20 protein-coding genes, 1 tRNA gene and 2 riboswitches are annotated in these 22,070 nt (G+C 49.8%); of the genes, 18 read left to right on the top strand and 3 right to left on the bottom strand.

Annotated elements, in window-relative coordinates; genetic code table 11:
• Nucleotides 1-17: 17 nt before the first annotated feature.
• Entirely contained in the window at nt 18-884 is an 867-nt protein-coding gene (locus tag BLR65_RS03100) for an NAD(P)/FAD-dependent oxidoreductase (RefSeq protein ID WP_093792379.1), read from the top strand.
• 94 nt (nt 885-978) lie between these two features.
• On the opposite strand, the gene BLR65_RS03095 is transcribed toward BLR65_RS03100, so the two are convergent.
• Entirely contained in the window at nt 979-1,653 is a 675-nt protein-coding gene (locus tag BLR65_RS03095; protein ID WP_093792377.1) for a uracil-DNA glycosylase, read from the bottom strand.
• Between the two features lie 230 nt (nt 1,654-1,883).
• Here BLR65_RS03095 and BLR65_RS03090 point away from each other — a divergent pair, with 230 nt between their 5' ends.
• The 16 genes from BLR65_RS03090 to feoB all read left to right on the top strand — a co-directional run bounded on the left by BLR65_RS03090 (nt 1,884) and on the right by feoB (nt 19,021).
• Nucleotides 1,884-2,453 carry an HD-GYP domain-containing protein gene (locus BLR65_RS03090; RefSeq protein WP_169716803.1) on the top strand — a complete coding sequence of 190 codons (570 nt, stop codon included), beginning with the start codon at nt 1,884-1,886 and terminating at the stop codon, nt 2,451-2,453.
• A gap of 335 nt (nt 2,454-2,788) precedes the next feature.
• Complete coding sequence (serS, locus tag BLR65_RS03085; protein ID WP_093792373.1) at nt 2,789-4,057, top strand: serine--tRNA ligase; 1,269 nt, start codon at nt 2,789-2,791, stop codon at nt 4,055-4,057.
• A 65-nt stretch (nt 4,058-4,122) separates the two neighbouring features.
• Nucleotides 4,123-4,212, top strand: a riboswitch (glycine riboswitch).
• A gap of 233 nt (nt 4,213-4,445) precedes the next feature.
• Nucleotides 4,446-5,549: a glycine cleavage system aminomethyltransferase GcvT gene (gene gcvT, locus BLR65_RS03080; RefSeq protein ID WP_093792371.1), complete on the top strand. Its 1,104-nt coding sequence runs from the start codon at nt 4,446-4,448 to the stop codon at nt 5,547-5,549.
• A complete protein-coding gene (gene gcvH, locus BLR65_RS03075; protein WP_093792369.1) occupies nt 5,546-5,935 on the top strand; it encodes a glycine cleavage system protein GcvH in 390 nt (129 codons plus the stop codon). Before gcvT ends, gcvH begins: the two co-directional genes overlap by 4 nt.
• Nucleotide 5,936: 1 nt before the next feature.
• Nucleotides 5,937-7,283, top strand: a complete 1,347-nt coding sequence (gene gcvPA / locus BLR65_RS03070; RefSeq protein ID WP_093792367.1) for an aminomethyl-transferring glycine dehydrogenase subunit GcvPA — start codon at nt 5,937-5,939, stop codon at nt 7,281-7,283.
• Nucleotides 7,280-8,737, top strand: a complete 1,458-nt coding sequence (gcvPB, locus tag BLR65_RS03065) for an aminomethyl-transferring glycine dehydrogenase subunit GcvPB (protein WP_093792365.1) — start codon at nt 7,280-7,282, stop codon at nt 8,735-8,737. The genes gcvPA and gcvPB overlap by 4 nt, the downstream gene beginning before the upstream one ends.
• Entirely contained in the window at nt 8,725-9,558 is an 834-nt protein-coding gene (gene lipS1 / locus BLR65_RS03060) for a LipS1 family lipoyl synthase (RefSeq protein WP_093792363.1), read from the top strand. Before gcvPB ends, lipS1 begins: the two co-directional genes overlap by 13 nt.
• Nucleotides 9,555-10,520: a LipS2 family lipoyl synthase gene (gene lipS2, locus BLR65_RS03055; protein WP_093792361.1), complete on the top strand. Its 966-nt coding sequence runs from the start codon at nt 9,555-9,557 to the stop codon at nt 10,518-10,520. Before lipS1 ends, lipS2 begins: the two co-directional genes overlap by 4 nt.
• A 52-nt stretch (nt 10,521-10,572) precedes the next feature.
• Nucleotides 10,573-11,397: a lipoate--protein ligase family protein gene (locus tag BLR65_RS03050; RefSeq protein WP_093792359.1), complete on the top strand. Its 825-nt coding sequence runs from the start codon at nt 10,573-10,575 to the stop codon at nt 11,395-11,397.
• A gap of 12 nt (nt 11,398-11,409) precedes the next feature.
• A complete protein-coding gene (lpdA, locus tag BLR65_RS03045; protein ID WP_093792357.1) occupies nt 11,410-12,813 on the top strand; it encodes a dihydrolipoyl dehydrogenase in 1,404 nt (467 codons plus the stop codon).
• A 69-nt stretch (nt 12,814-12,882) separates the two neighbouring features.
• A riboswitch (cobalamin riboswitch) is annotated at nt 12,883-13,066 on the top strand.
• A gap of 113 nt (nt 13,067-13,179) precedes the next feature.
• Nucleotides 13,180-13,902, top strand: a complete 723-nt coding sequence (gene cobI, locus BLR65_RS03040) for a precorrin-2 C(20)-methyltransferase (RefSeq protein ID WP_093792355.1) — start codon at nt 13,180-13,182, stop codon at nt 13,900-13,902.
• Nucleotides 13,899-14,957 carry a FecCD family ABC transporter permease gene (locus BLR65_RS03035; RefSeq protein WP_211285108.1) on the top strand — a complete coding sequence of 353 codons (1,059 nt, stop codon included), beginning with the start codon at nt 13,899-13,901 and terminating at the stop codon, nt 14,955-14,957. The genes cobI and BLR65_RS03035 overlap by 4 nt, the downstream gene beginning before the upstream one ends.
• A 10-nt stretch (nt 14,958-14,967) precedes the next feature.
• Complete coding sequence (locus tag BLR65_RS03030) at nt 14,968-15,729, top strand: ABC transporter ATP-binding protein (protein WP_093792353.1); 762 nt, start codon at nt 14,968-14,970, stop codon at nt 15,727-15,729.
• A 49-nt stretch (nt 15,730-15,778) separates the two neighbouring features.
• Nucleotides 15,779-16,729 (top strand): ABC transporter substrate-binding protein, encoded by a 951-nt coding sequence (locus BLR65_RS03025; protein ID WP_169716804.1) that lies wholly within the window; start codon nt 15,779-15,781, stop codon nt 16,727-16,729.
• 154 nt (nt 16,730-16,883) lie between these two features.
• Nucleotides 16,884-17,105, top strand: coding sequence for a FeoA family protein (locus BLR65_RS03020; RefSeq protein WP_093792349.1), 222 nt, complete (start codon nt 16,884-16,886; stop codon nt 17,103-17,105).
• 68 nt (nt 17,106-17,173) lie between these two features.
• Entirely contained in the window at nt 17,174-19,021 is a 1,848-nt protein-coding gene (gene feoB, locus BLR65_RS03015; protein WP_093792347.1) for a ferrous iron transport protein B, read from the top strand.
• Between the two features lie 215 nt (nt 19,022-19,236).
• Here feoB and BLR65_RS03010 read toward each other — a convergent pair whose 3' ends face one another.
• Together BLR65_RS03010 and BLR65_RS03005 are read right to left on the bottom strand one after the other, a co-directional pair.
• Nucleotides 19,237-19,608, bottom strand: a complete 372-nt coding sequence (locus BLR65_RS03010; RefSeq protein ID WP_093792345.1) for a P-II family nitrogen regulator — start codon at nt 19,606-19,608, stop codon at nt 19,237-19,239.
• Between the two features lie 149 nt (nt 19,609-19,757).
• Entirely contained in the window at nt 19,758-21,173 is a 1,416-nt protein-coding gene (locus BLR65_RS03005; protein WP_093792343.1) for an ammonium transporter, read from the bottom strand.
• Nucleotides 21,174-21,524: 351 nt separating this feature from the next.
• Between BLR65_RS03005 and BLR65_RS29440 the strand changes: the two genes are divergently transcribed.
• Nucleotides 21,525-21,621 (top strand) — tRNA-Sec (locus tag BLR65_RS29440).
• Nucleotides 21,622-22,070 lie beyond the last annotated feature (449 nt).

Genomic DNA, 22,070 nt, shown 5'->3' with positions numbered 1-22,070 from the left:
GACAAGGAGGAAGGAATATGGCCGAAGACGACAAGTTTGACATTGCTATTATCGGCGGCGGCCCTGCGGGGCTGTCTGCGGCTCTGACAGGCCGGATTCGTAATAAAAAAATTGCTGTGTTTGAACATCTGGACTTTAGTGAAAAATTACAAAAAGCGCATTTGGTTGATAATTACCTGGGATTGCCGGAAGTATCGGGCAAAGGTTTGATGCAGCATTTTTCCGGTCATGTGCTGGCTCATAAACCCAGGATTGTGAAAGAAAAAGTAATGAACGTGTTTCCCGGTGAAAATATGTTTACATTACTTACGCCAAAAGCAACCTATGAGGCTAAGGCTATTATTATCGCTACCGGGGTAGTCAGTACGCTCTTGTTTGAAGGTGAAAGGGATTTGCTGGGCAGGGGGGTTAGCTACTGCGCTACTTGTGACGGACGGATGTTTGAAGGCAAGGATGTAGCTGTAATTTCCTATACTGCGGAAGGGGAGAACGAAATAGAGTTCTTAGGCGAGCTTTGCCGCAGTGTTTATTTTCTGCCGCAGTATAAAGCTGATTTTAGCCGGATGCGGGCGCCGGTTAAGGTGCTTGCCGCGAAGCCCAAGGCCATTGTGGGCGATGGGCAGGTGGAAAAGCTGGTGACTGACCAGGAAGAACTCAAAGTGCATGGCGTATTTATTATGCGTCAGTCCGATCCTGTGGAGAATTTGTTACCCGGGCTGGAACTGGACGGGGAAGTCATCAAGGTCAACCGCGACCTGTCGACCAGTATTCCCGGCGTATTTGCCGCCGGTGACTGTACCGGCAAACCCTGGCAAATCGCCAAGGCCACCGGTGAAGGACTTGTTGCCGTGCTTAGTGCTATCACCTATATTGATAAATTGTAGGCAGTCGAAAAGCAAAATGGCAGACAGTGGTTAGCTGTCTGCCATTTTCCATGGATACTCTTGTGAGGCATTTTGACTGCCGCTGTTTTCTTGTTCAGGAGTTAGGCGCTTGGCCCAAGCGGTTCACCTTTCTTTCCTCGTACAACTCCAGCAAGTCCGGCATGTTCTCGGACTGCAAATGATTGCCGGGAGCCAGTTCCAGGCATTTTTCCACGGCCGCCTTCATGTCGTAATATACCTCCCATTTAGCTCTAACCAGATCTTTGCCTGTCAGTCGCAGGAGGTAAGCCGGGTGATATGTGGCGATGGCCGGGATGTTATGTTTGGTGGTAAACCAGTGGCCCCGGTCTTTGGTAATACGGGCTGTAGGCGCAAGCAGGTATTTTAACGCTACACTGCCTAAAGCAATAATAACCTTTGGCTGGACGATGGCGAGTTCCTGATCCAGCCACAGTCCGGCGCAAAATTGTCCTTCTTCTACGGTAGGTGTTCGATTTCTGTTGGGTCGGCATTTTATGACATTTGACGTATACACCTTATCCCTGGTGACACCTACGCTCCATAAAGCCTTATCCAGCAATTGGCCGGATGGCCCGACCAAAGGCACGCCATATTCATCCTCGACGCCGCCGGGGCCTTCGCCGATAATCGCCAGTGGGCTGGAAGCCAAACCATTATATGATGTTGGGCCATGATTATTTTCTTGGCACAATTTGCATTGATCGCAGGCTAATAAGGCGGTTTCAAGATCAGATATGGACGAGAACATTTAGGAAGCCCTCCTTGCTTTGTGAATTACTCCATTTCTTTTAGTTCGCGCAGTTTGGCGAAATCCCTTTGCCTGCCGGGGTAAAAGTAGTTGCCGGGCAGTTTTTACTTTACAATAATTGTGTAATTTGTATAACTGTGTCTTGACGTTGTGGAAAACGCAAATTAGAATAGAAATTAGTTGAACAGCATGAATCAGTTGTCTCCATGCCTCAGAAAGGAATAGACCCTATGAGCATAATCCAAACATTTTGTCAGGCGCTTGGTGAACGGGACAGCTACACAGGTGAACATTGCAAAAACGTGGCCCGCCTTATGGCCGGTTTTGCAGAGTACGCGGAATTTTCCGCAGAGGATATAACCCTTGCCTATATCGTGGGCATTGTCCATGATGTGGGTAAGGTCAGCATGCCGAACCATATTTTAAATAAACCGGGGCGGTTAACAGAAGCGGAGTTTGCCATCATAAAGCAGCATCCGGATATCGGGGCCAGTCTCTTAGCGGAAGTGGATGGCCTGGAAAAGGTGGCTGAAATTGTGCGCTTTCACCACGAACGCTTTGACGGGCGGGGTTATGGCAAAGGCCTTGCAGGCCATAGCATACCTTTTTTTAGCCGGATGCTATCTGTGTGCGATACGTTTGATGCCATGACAAGTGCCCGCTGCTATCGCCGGACACCGCTGACTGTATCCCAGGCACTGGCGGAAATCGCCAGTTGCGCCGGTACGCAGCTTGACCCTTCCATCTGTGAATGTTTTATTGATTTTATCAGGTCATTTCAGGAGCGTGCTCTGCCATAGACGGCATGTAATACCTGTACAGCCAGTACTTTACATTCTTTGGTGAATAATGTATAATTTTAAAATACATAATATATATTGTAGCTTGATATCGTTAGATGCAGTGACAGGGAGCGCATAATGGAGAGTTTTCAGAGAGCTGGCGGCAGGTGCGAGCCAGTAACGGCATTACGGCCATCCACCCTACGAGCATGCGGCGAGGAGTCGCACGGTTCACACCCGTTATGTGTGCCGAGTGGACGCTTTTAGTCAATCAGGGTGGCAACGCGGGAGAACAGACTCCCGTCCCTATTACCGGGGACGGGAGTTTTTTATGTTAAGGAGGATAATGGATTATGTTAGACATTAAATTTGTACGGAGCAATCCCGAAGTAGTGGAACAAGCCCTTAAAAACCGGGGATCGGCTATGAGCTTGACGGAGTTTATCAACCGGGAAAAAGAACGCCGGGAACTCTTGGCTGAGGTTGAAGCACTAAAAAATAAGCGGAATACGGTTTCGCAGGAAATTAGCAAAAAGAAGAAGGCCGGCGAAAATGCCGATGATATGATTGCCGAAATGAGAGAAGCCGGCGATCAAATTAGTGAAATGGATGCCAAAGTTAAGGAAGTCGAAGCAGCGCTTACGGACATTATGATGAGCATACCCAACGTGCCGCACGCCTCCGTGCCGGTAGGCAAAGATGAACAGGATAATCAGGAGATACGCCGCTGGGGCACACCACGGGAGTTTGCTTTTGAGCCGAAACCCCACTGGGAGATTGGCGAGAAACTGGGGATTCTTGACTTTGAGCGGGGTGGCAAGGTAACCGGGGCCAGATTTACCTTCTATAAAGGACTGGGTTCCCGGTTAGAACGTTCACTTATTAACTTTATGCTGGACTTACATACAAAAGAACACGGCTATACTGAATTTTTCCCGCCGTTTATTGTCAATGACGCCAGTATGCTGGGAACCGGCCAATTACCTAAGTTCGCCGAAGATATGTTTAAACTGGAAGGCCTAAACTATTATCTTATTCCTACAGCCGAAGTGCCGATTACCAACCTTCACCGCCAGGAGATTTTAGATGCCAAAGACCTGCCGCTTTATTATACTGCCTATAGCGCCTGTTTCCGGGCCGAGGCCGGTGCCGCCGGCCGCGATACCCGCGGCCTTATTCGTCAGCACCAGTTTAACAAAGTTGAAATGGTTAAGTTCAGCCTGCCGGAAGAATCTTATAACGAGCTGGAAAAGTTAACCCTTAATGCGGAAAAGGTTTTGCAATTGTTAGGACTGCCATACCGCACCGTACTGTTATCCACAGGTGATATGGGCTTTTCTTCGGCCAAAACCTATGACCTGGAAGTATGGCTGCCCAGCTTCAACACCTATCGGGAAATTTCATCCTGTTCCAATTTTGAGGATTTCCAGGCCCGCCGCGCCGAAATTAAATTCCGCCGTGGGCCCAAGGACAAACCGGAGTTCGTACATACTCTGAACGGTTCGGGCGTCGCGATTGGCCGGACCGTTGCCGCCATCTTAGAAAACTACCAGCAGCCGGACGGTTCGGTCATTATTCCGGAACTACTCCGCCCCTATATGGGCGTGGATATCATTAAGTAAAAATTTGTATTGACAGCAAATCCTGTTCCTTGTTAGAATGAAAATAACAATCAAATAATTTCGGGATGATGGTTATAGGAGAGACCGCGAAAATTGCGGCGCCGAAGGAGTAAGTTCTTTGTCAAACTCTCAGGCAAAAGGACTATAACCGGACTATACTCTGGAGAGCACACCTGCCGCGGCGGGTGTCACCGATGGGGAGCCCCGCCTGCAGGGGCAAATCTCTCAGGTATAACGGACAGAGGCAAAGGGAATCGTTTCCCTTTGTCTCTGTTTTTTTATTTGTCCTATTTTTTAAATTTAATTCTCAATAGTTTTTGACAGAGCAACAGGCAAAGGGGATAGTTTTGTGCAAGAGTGCCATAGTAAGAGAAAAGGAGTGATTGGTATGACAGCAAAGCAGACGCCGCTGTACGAAACGCATCAAAAATATGGCGGTAAGATGGTTGAGTTCGGCGGCTGGCTGCTCCCTGTTCAGTATACGGGGATACTGGACGAACACAAGACCGTACGGGCGAAGGCGGGCTTGTTTGATGTGTCTCACATGGGGGAGGTACTTGTTAAAGGGCCCGACGCACTTGCTTTTTTGCAAAAGCTGGTGACAAACGATGTCGCCAGGATTGCCGATACCCAGGTGCAGTATACACCGATGTGTTACCCTGATGGGGGGACGGTTGATGACTTACTTATTTATAGACGCAGCCAGGCTGAGTACTTTTTGGTGATTAACGCCGCCAATATTGATAAGGATTGGCAATGGCTGCAGGAAAACAGCGCCGGCTTTCAGGTTGAACTGACCAACCTCTCGGCGGTAACAGCCGAATTGGCATTGCAGGGGCCAATGGCGGAAACGATCCTCAGCAAACTGACAGACGCTCCGCTGGCCGGCTTACCGTACTACTGGTTTATTCCTGAGACGATAGTTGCCGGCAAAAAAGTCATGGTTTCACGGACCGGTTACACCGGGGAAGACGGTTTCGAAATCTATTGCCATCCCCAAGAAGCCGTTGATCTATGGGAAGCTGTCATGGAGGCCGGTAAGCCGTATGGCCTAATGCCTGCCGGACTTGGCTGCCGCGATACGTTGCGTTTTGAGGCCGCATTGCCACTCTATGGGCATGAATTATCGGCGACAATTACGCCTATGGAAGCAGGTCTGTGCAAGTTCATTTCCCTGGACAAAGGTGAATTTAACGGACGGAACGTTTTGGCACAGCAAAAGCAAGCGGGGTTGAAACGGAAAATTGCCGGGTTTGCTGTTACCGGCCGTGGTATTCCCCGGGCGGAGTATCCGGTTGTCTGTGAGGGGAAAACGATTGGCAGCGTAACGACCGGGTCGTATGCGCCGACACTTGACAAAAATATCGGGTTGGCTCTGATGGAGGCCGGGTATGCCAAAATCGGCCAGAAAATTGCTATCGAAATACGCGGCAAACAAGTTCCGGCTGAAGTGATTCCAAAACCATTTTACAGAAAGGGGAAACAGTCATGAATATTCCTAAAAATCTTAAGTATACCGAGGAGCATGAATGGGTAAAAGTGGAGGGTAATATTGCGATTATCGGGATTACTGATTTTGCCCAGTCGCAGCTTGGCGATGTTGTATTTGTCGAATTGCCAGCAGCCGGAACGGAAGTCGCTGCCGGGGCAGGCTTGTCGGTTGTTGAATCCGTTAAGGCCGTATCCGATATTTATGCACCGCTTTCCGGCAAGGTTGTTGCCGGTAATGAAGATTTAGCCGATGCGCCTGAGAAGGTAAACCAGGATCCCTATGGGGATGGCTGGATTGCTAAGATTGAAATTACCGGGGGAGAGGAATTGGGAAAGCTTTTAGATTGCGAAGCCTATGAAAAACTGGTGGCCGAGGGAGGTCATTAATATGCCTTGGAGTTATCTGCCGCATACTCCGGAAGACCGTAAAGCCATGCTGGCAGCTATCGGTGTGGACGGGGTTGAAGAATTATTTGCCGATATTCCTGCCGATTTACGGCTGAACCGGCCGCTTAACTTGCCGGCAGCGCTGTCGGAACCGGAATTGACTGCGCATCTGGCTGCCTTGGCCAATAATAATGCCAACTTGACAGAGTATGCCTGTTTCCTCGGCGCCGGCGCCTATGACCATTACATACCCAGTGTTGTTGACCATGTACTCAGACGTTCGGAATTTTATACAGCCTATACCCAATACCAGCCGGAGATATCGCAAGGGTACCTTCAGGCGCTGTGGGAATATCAGAGTCTGATTTGTGAAATAACCGGTATGGCGGTAGCCAACGCCTCATTGTATGACGGCGGTACCGGTATGGCGGAAGCAGCCATGATGGCAGCCGGAGCTACCAGACGTACTGAGTTGCTGGTGGCGAAAACCGTGCACCCCCATTACCGTACTATTCTGGCTACCTATGCCGTTGACCGGGGGTATACCGTCGGCGAGATCGGTTATCAGGACGGGCAAATTGACATGGCCGAACTTAAGGAAAAATTGAGCAAGGAAACGGCGGCCGTACTGCTGCAGACACCGAACTTTTTTGGCTGTATGGAAGATTGTCAGGCAATCGCCGATATGGCGCACGCCCAGGGAACGCTGGTGATTACCGCGGTTGACCCGATTTGCCTGGGGCTTTTGGAAGCCCCAGGCAAACTCGGGGCCGATATTGTCGTTGGCGAAGGGCAAAGTCTGGGCCTGCCGGTGTCGTTTGGCGGTCCGTATCTGGGATTTTTGGCGACCACGGAGAAACTTATGCGGAAAATGCCGGGGCGGATTGTCGGGCAGACAACCGACCAGGAAGGCCGGCGGGGGTTTGTCCTGACATTGCAGGCGCGTGAGCAGCATATCCGTCGGGAAAGAGCCACGTCGAATATTTGCTCAAACGAGGCTTTATGCGCACTGGCGGCAGCCGTATACCTCAATACCGTTGGCAAAGAAGGCTTTAGAAAAGTTGCGTTATTAGCTTGCCAAAAAGCGCACTATGCCTATAAACAGTTGACAACGGCTGCCGGCTGCAAACCGGTGTTTACAGCGCCGTTTTTCAAAGAATTTGTCGTGCGCCTGAACAAACCGGTGGCTGAAGCCAACAAGCGGCTGCTGCAGGATAAAATTATCGGTGGTTTTGATATCGGTACCTATTATCCCGAACTTGCCGGCTGTATGCTTATTGCCGTAACAGAAAAGCGTACGCGCGGGGAAATCGATAAATTTTCCGCCGGATTGGGGGCGTTGGCATGAGCGGAGAAACCGGGAAATCATTGATTTTTGAGCAGAGCAAGCCGGGACGCTGCGCAATTGACTTGCCGGCTTGCGATGTGCCGGAAGCCGATATCGAAACCATGATTCCACAAACCTTTTTAAGGAAAGAAGCAGCCGAGCTGCCAGAAGTCAGCCAGCTTGAGTTAATGCGTCATTACACGGAATTATCCGCACGGAACTTTGGGGTGGATTCAGGCTTTTATCCACTGGGCTCCTGCACCATGAAATACAATCCCAAAATAAATGAAGATGCTTGCCGTCTACCTGGCTTTGCCTTTATTCATCCGTTGCAGGACACCGAAACCGTACAAGGAGCACTTGCCGTACTTTATCACATGCAGCAATATTTGGCGGAGATTGCCGGTATGGACGCTGTTACCATGCAGCCGGCAGCCGGCGCTCATGGGGAACTGACCGGACTTAAGCTGATTAGGGCCTATCACCGCCACCGGGGAGAGAATCGTACAAAAGTCATTGTGCCGGATTCGGCTCATGGCACAAATCCGGCTTCGGCGGCTGTCTGCGGGCTGGAAATTGTTGAAGTCAAATCACATGCCGATGGATCGGTTGATTTAGAAGCATTACAAGCTGCGGTCGGCAACGATACGGCGGCCCTTATGCTGACAAATCCCAGTACGTTGGGCTTGTTTGAAAAAAACATTAGAGAAATTGCGCAAATTGTCCATAACGCCGGCGGCCTTTTGTACTATGACGGCGCCAATGCCAATGCCATCATGGGTATGACCCGGCCGGGCGACATGGGTTTTGATGTCGTGCATTTTAATCTTCATAAAACCTTCAGTACGCCGCACGGCGGCGGTGGTCCCGGTTCAGGGCCGATCGGCGTAAAGAAAGAACTTATGCCTTTCCTGCCGGTGCCGCTGGTTGTTGAGGAAGCGGGACAATACCGTTTGCAAGAGGATTTGCCGCTGTCAATTGGCAAGATTCAATCCTTCTACGGCAACTTTGGCGTTATTGTCAGAGCCTATGCGTATATCCGGGCAATGGGCGCCGCCGGTCTCACTGCATCCAGCCAGGATGCAGTACTTAACGCCAACTATTGTCTAAGTCAGCTCAAGCAGAATTTTTATGCGCCGTTTACCCGTTTTTGCATGCATGAGTGTATTATTACCTCCAAAGAACAAAAAGCCTTTGGCGTGCATACGCTCGATATTGCCAAACGCCTGCTTGATTATGGCTATCATCCGCCGACAATTTATTTTCCGTTAATCGTGGACGAAGCCATCATGATTGAACCGACGGAAAGTGAAAGTAAGGAGACGCTTGACGGCTTTATCGACGCTATGCGCCATATCGCCCGGGAAGCCAAAGAAGAGGCGGCCCTGGTTACAAGTGCGCCGCATACGACGGTGGTAGGCCGGCTTGATGAAACGGCGGCGGCCCGCAAGCCGATTGTCAGATGGCAAAAGTAGTACGGCTGCCGCTGCCTGAGACCATCCGCTTCGTCTATCCTGGCAAGACCAGGCCGGTTAGTGTTACAGGTGAAAAATGCGAGTTAAACTGTGCCCATTGCGGCGGGCATTACCTAAAAAATATGAAACCGCTTGCCACTATCGCGGAAACTGGCGCTGACACCAGCGCCAGCTGGCTGGTGAGCGGCGGCTGCCGGGCCGACGGCGTTGTACCGGTTGCAGAACATATCAGCCGGCTAAGCGCGCTAAAACAGAACCGGCGCTATAATATGCATGTCGGGCTGGTAAGTGATCAGGATATCGAAGAATTGGCAACCATAGCCGATTGTGTTTCTTTTGATTTTGTTGCTGACAATGCCACTATTCGGGAAGTGTTCGGTACCAACCGCACGGCAAACGATTATATAGCCTGTTATCAGGCACTGAAACGCAAAGTTAAGGTGATGCCGCATATTTGTATCGGTCTTAAAGGCGGTGCGATCAGCGGTGAGTATCATGCGTTGGAACTTTTACAGACCCTAGGCGCCGCGGCAGTGACTTTTATTGTATTTATGCCCACACCCGGAAGCCGGTATGCTAACAGGCAGCCGCCTGACCTGGCGGCGACAGCACAACTGTTGAGTTACGCACGGTTAAGCTTTCCCGCAATTCCCCTGCATCTCGGCTGTATGCGGCCAGGCGGGCATTACCGGGAAGAATTGGACAAATGGGCTGTCCGCATCGGTTTTGATACCATCGTCAATCCGGCACCGGCAGCGGTTACGTTAGCCGAAAAGCTGGGACTTACTCTGGAACGGGGAGAGGAGTGCTGCGTACTGTGAATGTATGGAAACTGTCGGCAGGTACGGCCTGCGTAGTGGGCAAGAAACCACTGAAAACGGATGTACTCCCAACCACCGCCTATATTATGCTGGGGCAAAAATGCCGGAACAATTGCCTGTTTTGCGCCCAATCCCGGGACAGCTCCGCCCGCGCGGATAGGTTATCCCGGGTAACCTGGCCGGAATACCCGGAACAGGCGGCGGCAGAGGCGATTGGCACCGCTTTTCGGGCAGGCAAGCTACAACGGGCTTGTTTGCAAATTGTTAAAAGCAGCCAAAGTTGGCAAACAAGCATGAAGGCGCTGACAGCATTAAAGGGGACATCCAGTGTGCCTGTCTGCATTTCTGCCGATATCGAGACGGTAGCCCAGGCAAAAGAACTTCTCGCCCAGGGCGCGGACCGCATTTCCCTTGCGATGGATGCCGCTACGCCGGAGCTTTACCGACAGGTAAAGGGCGGCCGGTGGGAGAAACGCTGGGAACTTTTGAAAAACTGTGCCGCCGAACTGCCAGGCAAGGTTGGCACCCATCTGATTGTCGGCCTTGGTGAAACCGAGGAGGAAATGATTACGGCACTGGTAGCCTGCCGGGATAACGGCATAAATGTGGGGCTATTTGCCTTCACCCCCGTCAGGGGTACCGCCTGGGCGGAGAAAGAGCCGCCTGCCATATGCCATTACCGGCGTATTCAGATCGCGTATTACCTCCTGAAAAAAGGCTATGCCTTTGAAGTATTTCAGTTTCAGCAGGGCAAACTGACCGGCATAAATGTGCCGCCGGCAGAAGCAAGCAATGTGGTAGCCGATGGCAAAGCGTTTGAGACCAGTGGCTGTAGCGGCTGTAACCGGCCTTATTATAATGAACACCCCGGCAGGACAATGTATAATTACCCGCGGCCCCTTACTATGTTTGAAATCAGACAGGCCATAGCGGAGAGCGGCTTGCCGGTGAAGATGCTTTGACCGGGGCATCACGCTGCTTGGTGTGGTCGGGGAGAGAAAGGGGGGGTTGCTCGTGAAGTGGCGGGTTATTAATAGCGGTATAGGCCGGGCTGCTGATAATATGGCGGTGGACGAAGCCATGTTAAAGGCTCATGCAGCCGGCAAAGTACCGCCAACACTTCGTTTTTACGGCTGGCAACCGGCGGCTGTCAGCTTAGGGTATTTTCAAAAAGCGGTGGGTGAAGTCGATATGGAAGCATGCCGCCGCCAGGGAATTGACGTCGTCCGGCGCCTGACCGGCGGTCGTGCCGTGCTGCATGACGCCGAACTCACCTACAGTCTGGTGGTCAGTGAGAAGCAGCCGTTGGTACCGGCAACGATTACCGCCTCCTACCGTTTTTTCTGCCAGGGATTATTGGCCGGACTTAAAGAACTTGGCGTTGAGGCGCAAATGAGCATGCCCAAGGCCGCCTACGGTCAGGTAAAGCGCCAGCCGGCTTCTGCCGCCTGTTTTGATGCCCCTTCGCACTATGAAGTATCCTACAACGGCCGGAAACTAGTAGGCAGCGCCCAGGTTCGTAAAGAGGGTGTGATCTTGCAGCATGGGTCCATTTTATTAAGATTTGATCCCCCAAGGCTTGCATCATTGCTGCGGTTGCCAACCCCTGAGGCGCAGGAAGCATTTGTCGCTATGATCACCAAACGCGCAGTCTCGCTTCACGAGGCTGCCTGCCGGGAAATCAGTTGGGATGAGGCCCGCCGGGCAATGGAGGCAGCCTTTGGTCCTGCTCTTGGTATTGAACTCACGGCCGACAGTTTGACGCGAGGGGAGCAGGCGGCTGCGAAGGAACTAGCGGCGGTTAAATACATGCAAGATTCGTGGAATCTATTACGCTAGGGGGGGTTGAGTATGGATTACGATATAGCCGTAATTGGCGGTGGTCCGGGAGGCTATGTGGCTGCTATCCGGGCCGCGCAGCTTGGCGGCAGAGTATTATTAATTGAGAAAGAGAAGATCGGCGGGGCTTGCCTGAACCGAGGCTGTATTCCTACCAAGACATTACTGAAAAGTGCGGAAAAGTGGGAGGACTTAAAGCATTGCGCTGAATTTGGCCTGCGGGCCGACAATATTGGCTTTGATTTTAGTGTTGTGACGGCGCGGAAAAACAAAGTGGTTGCCGGCTTGCGGGGCGGTATTGAACAACTTGTTAAGAGCAATGATATTACCTTTGTGCAAGGTGCCGCAGCCTTAACCGGCCCCCGCCATCTGGAGATCAGCACCTCTAGGGGACAGGAAAATTTTGAGGTAAACAAAATCATTATCGCCACCGGCTCCGTACCCGGCAGTATTCCGGTTCCCGGACATGCTTTGCCTGCTGTTCTTACCAGCGATGAACTGCTGGAACTGACGGAAGTACCTAAGAGCCTGCTGGTTATTGGCGCCGGTGTGGTCGGCATGGAATTTAGCGCTGTTATGAGGGCTTTTGGCTGTGAGATAACCGTGGTGGAAATGCTGCCGAACATTTTGCCAATGGTTGACAGTGACATCGTAAAACGGCTGGGACTTAGCTTACGCAAAAAGGGCATTAACATATTGGCTTCAGCCCAAGTGACCGGCATCGAAGAGGCTGCTGGCGGTGTAGTGGTAAAAGTCGATACCGGCAAGGATTTGCGGGAATTTGCCGTGGAAAAGGTCCTTGTTTCCGCCGGGCGCCGGCCTGTGACGACAGGGCTGGGCTTAGAGACGGCCGGTGTGGAATATGACCGTACAGGCATTAAGGTGAATGAACATCTGGAAACAACTATACCGGGCATATATGCCATTGGCGACGTTACCGGCAAGAGCATGCTGGCGCATACGGCAGCGGCCGCCGGCGTCGTGGCGGCGGAAAATGCAATGGGGCTACATGCGGTTATGGACTATCGGGCGATACCTGCTTGTATATTTACTACCCCGGAAATTGCCGTGGTTGGTTTGACCGAAGAAGAAGCCAAAGCGCAGGCGATTGCTATTGTGTCCGGCAAATTTAACTTTGCCGCCAACGGGAAAGCGGTGACAATGGGGGAAACGGACGGTTTGGTAAAGATTATTGCTGAAAAAGATACCCGTAAGATAATCGGCATGCATATTATGGGGCCGCATGCCAGTGACCTGATTATGGAAGGCGCTTTGGCAATAAGAAACGGCTTAACGGCGGAGGCGATTGCCCAAACCATTCATCCGCATCCCACGTTATCAGAAACGGTTATGGAAAGTGCGCACGGTATTTTAGGAGATATGATTCATCAGATTAAGATGAAATCTAGGAAATAGAAATTGCAGCAGGTTCCGACATAGCGTCATAATATGCTTGACTTTTCTCACCGTTAATCATACAATTTAAGTAACTAAATAGGAACAGGTGCCCAATTGGGCTTAATAGGGAAGCCGGTTCGAAGCCGGCACGGTCCCGCCGCTGTAAGGGGGAGCAACCTGCAGAAAGCCACTGAAATAGCATGCTATTTTGGGAAGGCGCAGATTAGCTATGATCCTAAGTCAGAAGAACTGCCTGTTTGACAATCACCGTTATAACCTACGAGCGATGGGGAGGGGATTTGCGTGCCGGTCTTGAGGCAAACAATTCTCTATCATCCGTCGTGTGGTGATAGAGAATTTATTATTTAAGGAGTTGTTACTCACATGTCAGGAACTTTTTATGGTGTCGGCGTTGGGCCTGGTGACCCGGAATTATTAACTTTGAAAGCGATTAATGCCATTAAGACCGCAGATGTTGTGATTGCTCCCCGAACCGAAAAAAAAGATGAAAGTACGGCACTATCCATTGCCCGGCCTTATATCCAGGAAGGCTGCGAGGTTTTGGAACTGGTATTTCCCATGAACTACAACTCGCAAGCGTTGTCTGATGCCTGGGTCAACAATAAAAAGACCATTCTGGAATTACTGGATGCCGGTAAAAAGGTAGCTTTTCTGACACTGGGCGACCCCATGCTGTATAGTACCTATATGTATGTTTACCGTTTACTCGAAGATTCCAGGCATGAGATTGTCAATATTCCGGGGGTCAACTCATTTTCGGCTATTGGCAACCGCCTGGGCATGCCGCTGGCCGAAGGCGGGGACATTCTGAGCATCGTGCCGGCAACCATCAACGAGGAGCGGCTGGAAAAAGTGCTGGCCATCTCTGACAATGTGGTGCTTATGAAAGTTTATAAAAATTTCCCGGATATTATTGAAAAGCTGGATAAACACGGCATGGTGGAAAATGCCGTAATGGTTTCCAAATGCGGTTTGGAAGGCGAAGAGATTATTCATGACCTGGCTGCTTCCGGCAGCAAAAAAGTTAACTATTTGTCCACTATTCTCACCAAACGCTCCAAAGTGAGTAAACACGCATTGGCATGACCAGTAGTTCCTTAACAGCGCTGCTCCAGCGCAAACAGGCCAAAATCCGCATGGCGAGTTTTATACTCTTAGCGGCTATGATTTTGTTTACTTTAGCGGCTATTGGCTTTGGCCGGGCGGACATCAGCATGGCCGATGCCGCTGCCGTTATTTACGGCAAGCTGTCAGGCAATGCGGACGCCTATAGCCATATTAATGCGGCCAAACTCGCCATTATCTGGGATATTCGCCTGCCGCGCATTTTGGCGGCTATTGCCGTTGGCGGCGGTCTGGCGGTTGCCGGAGTTGTTTTTCAGGCATTATTGATGAATCCTCTGGCAGATTCGTACACTATGGGCGTATCGACAGGCGCGGCTTTTGGCGCCAGTGTGGCCATTTATCTTAACATTTTTGCGCAGGGCGGTCTGCCGGTAACGCTATTTGCCTTCGGCGGGGCTGTGGCCACTTTGCTTGTCGTTATGTCTATGGCCCGGGTAGGCGGTTATGTGACATCCGCTAATTTGGTGATTGCCGGGATTATTGTCAGCAGTATTTTGTCGGCAGCTATTAGTATGGTCAAAAGTCTGGCCGGCGAACAGGTTTCGGCGATTGTAGCCTGGCTGATCGGCAGTCTGGCGGCAAAAAACTGGGAGCATGTAGTCTATGGCTGGCCGCTGGTGCTGGCTGCCTGTTTTCTATGCTATTACTATGCCGAAGACTTAAACATCATTTCTTTGGGCGACAGGGAAGCCCGCAGTCTGGGAATCAATGCATCCCGTCTTCGCATCGTGCTGTTGGCGGCCGGAGCACTGATAACCGCCGTTTGTGTGGCGATAGGTGGGATTATTGGTTTTGTCGGCCTGATTGTACCCCATATGGTGCGCATGCTGACAGGCTCGGATAATAAGGCGCTGATTCCGTTGTGCGGCTTGACAGGCGGGATCTTGTTATTGACCGCCGATACTTTTGGCCGGACGGTCGGTAATGTGGAGATACCTGTCGGGGTATTGACAACACTCTTAGGCGGTCCTTTCTTTATTTATATTTTTAGAATGCGCAACAAGACGCTGGGGTAGGGGCGTTACTATGATACATGTAGACAATATACATTTTGGTTATGCGTCTAAACCGGTGCTGCAGGGCATCACCTTAAGCATCAGACAAGGCAGTTTCTGCGGTATTGTCGGACCCAACGGTTCGGGTAAAACAACACTGTTAAACTTGATTACCGGCCAGCTTAAGGCTGTTTCCGGCAGTATCAGCATCAAGGGGCGGGATATCGGTTCTTACCGGATTGAAGAACTGGCCCGCCATATTGCTGTTGTGCCGCAAAATATGGATATTAAATTTCCCTATACTTGTCTGGAGATTGTCGGCATGGGCCGTACTCCCTATAAATCCAGGCTGCAGGGCCTTACTGACCAGGATGTGGCGGTTGTCGAAAATGCAATGCAGCTTACGGATACGCTGGATTTTGCCGGACGTCTGGTAACCGAATTAAGCGGCGGCGAGCGGCAGCGGGTGCTGTTTGCCAAGGCGCTGGCGCAACAGCCGGAAATTCTTTTTTTGGACGAATCCTTTTCCAATATGGATATTTACTATAGCATTAAGTGCCTGAATTTGCTTAAAGAATTGTGCGGGCTACAGGGACTGACGGTGGTGTCTATTATTCATGATCTGAATCTTGTCAGTACGTTTTGTTCCGAGGCCGTTGTTCTGCAGGCCGGCCGTCTGGTCCAGCACGGGCCGGCACCCGTTGTGCTTGCCCCTGATCTTATTGAGAAAGTATTCCGCATCAAAGTGGTGCGGGCCGGCGAGACAGGTCTTGCCGTTCTTTCCAATCTGTAGAAATAGGATAGGGCCGTTCATTCTAAACATTGTTGGGGGATATATGTGTATGAAAAGCAAAGCTGTCTATCTAATTGCTGTTGTTTTACTGATAATGGCATTAGCCGGCTGCGGCGTTTCCAAGCCGGCTGCGACTGTGAGCGAAGGTGAAATAAAGATTACCGACGACCTTAACCAGACGATTGTTCTTAAGCAGCCTGCCCAACGAATTATCTCCTTGTATTCCGCGCATACCGAGAACTTGCTGGCGCTGGGGCTTGAAGCGGAAATAATCGGTGTCAGCCCGGCCGAATCTGATCCGGCGGCCAAGCGTAAGCCGGTATTTGATTACCGGGCCGACCCGGAAAAGATATTGGCCGCCCAGCCTGACCTGGTTATTATCAGGCCGTTTATCAAGCAAAGCCATCCTGACTTTGTCAAAACGCTTGAGCAGGCTAATATTAAAGTGGTTTGCCTGTATCCGGAAAAGTTTGACGACTTTGACAGCTATATAAAAAAGTTGGCAATCCTGACAGGCAAAGAGCAGCAAGCTGCTGACAAACTGGCTGCTTTTCATGCCAAACTGCAGCAAGTGGCGGAACGTACAGCTAAAGCGCAGCAGAAAAAACAGGTGTATTTTGAAGCAACAGCTACCGAATATCGCACGATTACCCCGGATAGTATGCCGGGGACAGTACTTACACTGGCCGGCGGCTTAAACGTGGCTGCCGACGCCCAGCCGTTAAAGGCCGCAAGCAGCATTGCCGCCTATGGCAGTGAACGTTTGCTCATGAAGGCGGAAACGATCGATGTCTTTCTGGCACAGCGCGGTCCGATGAATCCCGGCATAACGCCGGACAGTATTAAACAACGGCCTGGCTTTGACAAAATTAAGGCAGTCCGTGAAGGCAAGGTTTATATTATTGATGAAAACCTTGTGTCAAGTCCGACCTTCCGCCTGGCTGAAGGGGTTGAGCAATTGGCCAGACTCATCTATCCCGAAGTATTTGTCAGCCAATAAAAAAATAGACGAAAAGTCAATCCCTACTTGACAAGTGGGGATTGACTTTATTACAATGTAAATGATAATAGATGTCAATTATACGTCATAAAATGACGCGAATTTTTTGCCTAAGCGTTGATAACGATTATCACTATTAGAGGAGGAATTTATCATGACACTCGCACAAGCTAAGCGCGGTCAACGTCTGTTAATTGCCGCCATTCCGAATCCAACTATCAGGGCTCAGGCCATTCGCTTCGGTATTGCTGAAGGCGCAGAGGTAGAATGTTTTGAAAAACTGCCTGCCGGTCCGGTGGTAGTCGGCAGAGGTAAGCAGGAAATTGCGATCGGGCGCCGTTTAGCCGAAAACATTGAAGTGCAGCTAGCCGGATGATGAAGGAAATGATCTAGAAAGGCTGTACAGAACACAATAAGGGGTTAGTCAGCCGACGGAGGAGAAAAATGAGTCACTGTCATAATAATCTTGGTCACATTGATGTTCCAGAAGGCGCTAAAAAGATTGTTCTGGTTGGCAATCCCAATGTGGGAAAATCAGTATTTTTTAATGCATTAACAGGCATGTATGTGGATGTATCCAATTTTCCCGGTACCACTGTTGACATATCGCATGGCCGCTATGGCAAGGATGTAGTGATTGATACGCCTGGTGTATATGGTATTTCTTCTTTTAATGATGAAGAAACAGTGGCCAGAGATGTTATTTTATCAGCGGATTTAATCTTGAATGTTGTGGATGCCGTGCACCTGGAACGCGATTTATTTTTGACGCTGCAGGTGATCGATACCGGCATACCCACTATTGTCGCCATTAATATGATGGATGAGGCTGCCGAACAGGGCCTTAAGGTGAACAGTGAATTGCTTGAACATCTGTTGGGCGTACCGGTCATCGAAACAGTTGCCGTAAAAGGCAAAGGGGTTGACGAAGTTAAAAAAAGGCTCTATGAGGCTCGCACCGGGATTATTCCACCTGAATTGAGCAATCTGCTGCAGGCGATGCTGAATCGGATTGGTTCCCGGGGAGAAGCCTTGCTGGTTCTGGAGGGCGATCCGCATGTGGCTGAGCGCCACGGTGTACCGGCCGGCACGCAGCGGGAGGAGATTTATCAGGCCCGCCGCCATAGGGTTAATGATATTATTAAGCATGTGGTAACAGAGACGCAGGAAGGTGCGACCTTTACTACCAAACTGGGACGGTATATGCTGCGGCCCTGGACAGGAATCCCTATTTTTGTTGTTGTATTGTATGCCATGTATTATTTAATTGGGGTTATCGTGGCGCAGGATATTGTTGGCTTTACAGAAGAGACGCTTATGCAGGGAATGTATGAACCGTTTGTCCGGGGGATTGTGGGCCGATTTATTAGTGAACAATCGGTTATTGGTACCATTTTAATCGGTGAATTCGGCTTATTGACCATGACGGTAACCTACGTCTTGGGTCTGTTGCTTCCTTTGGTCGTCGGCTTTTACCTGGCACTGTCAATTATGGAGGATTCGGGTTATTTGCCAAGACTGGCAACGCTTGTTGACCGGGTGATGACCAGTATCGGCTTAAACGGGCGTGCCATTATTCCTTTGATTCTAGGTTTTGGCTGTGTAACCATGGCAACCATTACAACCCGGATTTTAGGGACGAAACGCGAACGGACCATTGCTACCGCTGTATTGGGACTGGCTATCCCGTGTTCAGCCCAGCTAGGCGTGATTGCCGGCATGCTTGCCGGCATCGGGACAAAATTTATTGCGATCTACATTGTGGTTATTTTATTGGTTTTAGGGATAACCGGCAAGATTCTCCATAAGGTGCTGCCAGGCGAGTCTTCCGATCTTTTGATTGATTTACCGTCAATCCGTCTGCCACGCGGTGAAAATGTGCTGAAAAAGACGGTAACCAAATCCTACGCATTTCTTTTGGAAGCCACGCCGCTGTTCATGCTGGGAGCTCTTATTATTTCAGTGCTGCAGCTTAGCGGACTGCTGGAAGGAATTCAGCTAGCCCTGGCACCGGTGACAGAAGGTTTGCTGAAGCTTCCCAAAGAGACCGCTACTGCCTTTATTATGGGACTGATCCGCCGTGACTTCGGGGCAGCCGGATTGAGTGATATGGCTCTCACGCCGGCGCAGACGCTCGTGGCGCTGGTAACCATTACCCTCTTTGTTCCGTGTGTTGCCACTGTTATGGTTATGTTCAAGGAGCGCGGCGCGAAAGAAGGCGGATTAATCTGGATTAGTTCCTGGGTATTTGCTTTTCTCATCGGTGCTATTGTCGCCGCTTTTGTGATTTGATAGGTAAGATGAGGTGATTGCTATGCAACAGCAAATTTGCCCTCAGTGCAAGCTGGCCTGTGAGCCGGGAACGATACGCTGTCCCCGCTGTTACAAGCTGCTGTTAACCCAATGCAATGGGAATTGCAGCAAATGTAAAGAAAAAAATAAGTGTTCAGGCTAGACATAAAAAGAACCCCGGAGTTCCACCCATGGAACTTCGGGGTCTGTATTTCTTATTTCGGTATATCTGCCGGATCGGCAATCGCGATATCGCCTTCTTCGCCGGTACGGATGCGCACTGCGTTCGCGACAGAGTAGACAAAAATTTTGCCGTCACCAATTTTGCCGGTTCTGCATGCTGCTTTAGCGGTTTCCAGTACCCTTTCGACAGGTACTTCGCAGACGACAATTTCAATTTTAACCTTGGGAACCAAGTTGATGCTGTATTCCTGGCCGCGGTATACCTCGGTATGCCCTTTTGTCAGGCCGCAACCATACACTTGCGTTACCGTCATACCGGTAACACCAATTTTATTCATGGCTTCTTTTAGTTCCTCAAGTTTTTCCGGGCGGGTAATAATATCAATTTTAGTAATGGGTCTCATGATATGTCCTCCCTTTCTAGAAAATCTGGATAGTATCCCAATCGAGATTTACAGGCAAGGTGTCAGGTAAAACGGGAGTCGACGCTAGTGGTGGAACATAACACCCTTCAGAAGTAAATCATTATTGGATTTCCTATGATAGGTACAGTTTACGCGAGAGTTGTCTTTTTCGCAACTGTTTCCTGAGCAGAAATGCCTGTAGAAGAGGCAAAGCCGATCGGCGAGCCTGTCAAAAAATCCTGATAGGCATAACCGCGCTCACCGTGTTCGGTAATATCAAGGCCTTGAACTTCTTGTTCGCTAGTAGCACGAACTTCCATAAAAGTACCAATTAGTTTAATGATCAGGAAGGTCATAATGGCAGCGACTGCCCAACTGGCAGCAACGCCGATTGCCTGAGTGGTCAATTGACTGGCATTGCCGTAGAACAGACCATCGGCACCAGCAGGATTAACGGCCTTGGAGGCAAATAATCCAGTGGCAAGAGCGCCCCAGGTACCGCCTACTCCATGTACGCCAAATGCGTCAAGGGAATCATCATAACCGAGCCTGGTTTTCAGTACAGCTACGGCCAGGAAGCAGATAATGCCGGCGACTAAACCGATGATGACTGCCGGAATAAGGCTGACAAAGCCTGCTGCCGGTGTGATGGCTACAAGACCGGCTACACAACCGGAGGCGGCACCAAGAATGGTCGGTTTACCATGATTAATCCATTCAGTGAGCACCCAGGAAACAGTGGCGGCAGCAGCGGCCGCATGGGTTACAACGAAAGCGTTGGCGGCAAGACCGTTGGCGGATAACGCACTGCCGGCATTAAAGCCGAACCAGCCAAACCAGAGGAGGGAAGCACCGATAACAGTCATTGGCAAGTGATGAGGCATCATGACTTCAGAACCATAACCTTTGCGTTTGCCAATCATAAGCGCAATTGTGAGACCGGATACACCGGATATAATATGAACAACAGTACCGCCGGCGAAGTCCAGTACGCCCAGTTCACGTATCCAACCGCCTACACCCCATACCCAGTGGGCAACAGGATCATAAACAAAAGTACTCCAAAGTAAGGCGAATACAACAAAAGCGCCAAATTTCATTCGTTCGGCAAAAGCACCGGTGATTAGACCTACCGTAATTACGGCAAACATTGCCTGGAAGATCATAAAGGCCAGATGGGGAATCGTAGCGGCATAATCAGCATTGGCTTCCTGACCAACACCGGCGAGGCCAACCCAGTCAAGGCCGCCGATGAAACTGCTGATGTCAGGGCCAAAAGCGAGGGAATAACCGAAAAGAACCCATTGGACAGAAATTAGACCAATAACAAAAAAACTTTGCATGATGGTACTTAATGCATTTTTAGTTCGTACCATACCGCCATAGAATAAGGCCAAACCAGGGGTCATAATCATAACAAGTGCAGCACTGATTAGAACAAATGCGGTATCGCCGGTGTCAATTTTGGCCGCTTCGGCCGGAGTGTCGCCATCAGCGAAGGCTGCTGGTGCAAAGATAAGCATTAACAATAAGCAAACCGTAAAAATAGTCCAGAGCTTTTTCATTTTACATCCCTTCCTTTATTTACTAATATTTTAAAAATAAAACCTAACTGTTGAATAAGAACATCCCCCCCTAGCAAATTCCGGGAAACGCCAAAAGGCGTCCAAAAGGAGTAAACCTTCAGGACGCCTTTGTCCGGAAACAGACAGAAAAAGCCTTCGCATATTATTGCGAAGGCTTCATTGCCTAAATGGATTAACTTGATGTTGTTACTATAGCAAATAGTACAGAGCACTGTCAAGTAGAAATTTTCGGTTTGTGTCAGAAATGTGGACTAATGAGAGCGAGGTATGCCATGAGTGAAACTTGTATAAAGAGGCTTGTCATGATATAGTATATACGTAAATATATATGGGAGCGGATGAGGCCTGGTGGCTTCTGCGGTCTTCAAAACCGTTTGCGGGGCATTAACCTGTCCTGGGTGGGTTCGATTCCTACACGCTCCCGCCAGAGAGAAATCAAAGGCTTCACGGCTTTTTTGGAACGTGAAGCCTTTGATTATTTTTGTTATAACTCTAGTATTTTGCCATGCTTACCGAAAGTATGAGTTGAAATATATCTGTTTAGTCATTGTGATAATGGAAGCAAGTCTTGGCCAATATATTAACCCATTAACAGGTATGTTATTAGGTGTAATCGTCAAGGAAGTAAGTAGTATATAAAAGGTATAGCCAAAATTAATTTTTTGCAAGCAAAATCAGTTTCGCCTTTAATAAGATTGAGCAATTTGAACAGGAATCCGCATGTACCTTAATTGGTACATGCGGATTTTTATTATGATTGAAAAGTATCAAATTAGGTACAATATAGGGAATATTAACTTGCATTATAACGACAAAAATGCTGCAAATCGGTGCATCGGTAGTGTTGGCATAAAATTTGCTATTAAATATAGTTAA

Origin of the sequence: Sporomusa acidovorans (genome assembly GCF_900101845.1) — a bacterium.
GTDB classification, from domain to species: domain Bacteria; phylum Bacillota; class Negativicutes; order Sporomusales; family Sporomusaceae; genus Sporomusa; species Sporomusa acidovorans.
Note: the sequence above shows the minus strand (reverse complement) of the source record. Positions and strands in the feature narration are given on the sequence as shown.

Bases quoted from the DNA above. Each gene is read 5' to 3' on its own strand.
- BLR65_RS03100 (WP_093792379.1), top strand. From the start codon at position 18: ATGGCCGAAGACGACAAGTTTGACATTGCTATTATCGGCGGCGGCCCT.
- BLR65_RS03095 (WP_093792377.1), bottom strand. From the start codon at position 1,653: ATGTTCTCGTCCATATCTGATCTTGAAACCGCCTTATTAGCCTGCGAT.
- BLR65_RS03090 (WP_169716803.1), top strand. From the start codon at position 1,884: ATGAGCATAATCCAAACATTTTGTCAGGCGCTTGGTGAACGGGACAGC.
- serS (WP_093792373.1), top strand. From the start codon at position 2,789: ATGTTAGACATTAAATTTGTACGGAGCAATCCCGAAGTAGTGGAACAA.
- gcvT (WP_093792371.1), top strand. From the start codon at position 4,446: ATGACAGCAAAGCAGACGCCGCTGTACGAAACGCATCAAAAATATGGC.
- gcvH (WP_093792369.1), top strand. From the start codon at position 5,546: ATGAATATTCCTAAAAATCTTAAGTATACCGAGGAGCATGAATGGGTA.
- gcvPA (WP_093792367.1), top strand. From the start codon at position 5,937: ATGCCTTGGAGTTATCTGCCGCATACTCCGGAAGACCGTAAAGCCATG.
- gcvPB (WP_093792365.1), top strand. From the start codon at position 7,280: ATGAGCGGAGAAACCGGGAAATCATTGATTTTTGAGCAGAGCAAGCCG.
- lipS1 (WP_093792363.1), top strand. From the start codon at position 8,725: ATGGCAAAAGTAGTACGGCTGCCGCTGCCTGAGACCATCCGCTTCGTC.
- lpdA (WP_093792357.1), top strand. From the start codon at position 11,410: ATGGATTACGATATAGCCGTAATTGGCGGTGGTCCGGGAGGCTATGTG.
- cobI (WP_093792355.1), top strand. From the start codon at position 13,180: ATGTCAGGAACTTTTTATGGTGTCGGCGTTGGGCCTGGTGACCCGGAA.
- BLR65_RS03035 (WP_211285108.1), top strand. From the start codon at position 13,899: ATGACCAGTAGTTCCTTAACAGCGCTGCTCCAGCGCAAACAGGCCAAA.
- BLR65_RS03030 (WP_093792353.1), top strand. From the start codon at position 14,968: ATGATACATGTAGACAATATACATTTTGGTTATGCGTCTAAACCGGTG.
- BLR65_RS03025 (WP_169716804.1), top strand. From the start codon at position 15,779: ATGAAAAGCAAAGCTGTCTATCTAATTGCTGTTGTTTTACTGATAATG.
- BLR65_RS03020 (WP_093792349.1), top strand. From the start codon at position 16,884: ATGACACTCGCACAAGCTAAGCGCGGTCAACGTCTGTTAATTGCCGCC.
- feoB (WP_093792347.1), top strand. From the start codon at position 17,174: ATGAGTCACTGTCATAATAATCTTGGTCACATTGATGTTCCAGAAGGC.
- BLR65_RS03010 (WP_093792345.1), bottom strand. From the start codon at position 19,608: ATGAGACCCATTACTAAAATTGATATTATTACCCGCCCGGAAAAACTT.
- BLR65_RS03005 (WP_093792343.1), bottom strand. From the start codon at position 21,173: ATGAAAAAGCTCTGGACTATTTTTACGGTTTGCTTATTGTTAATGCTT.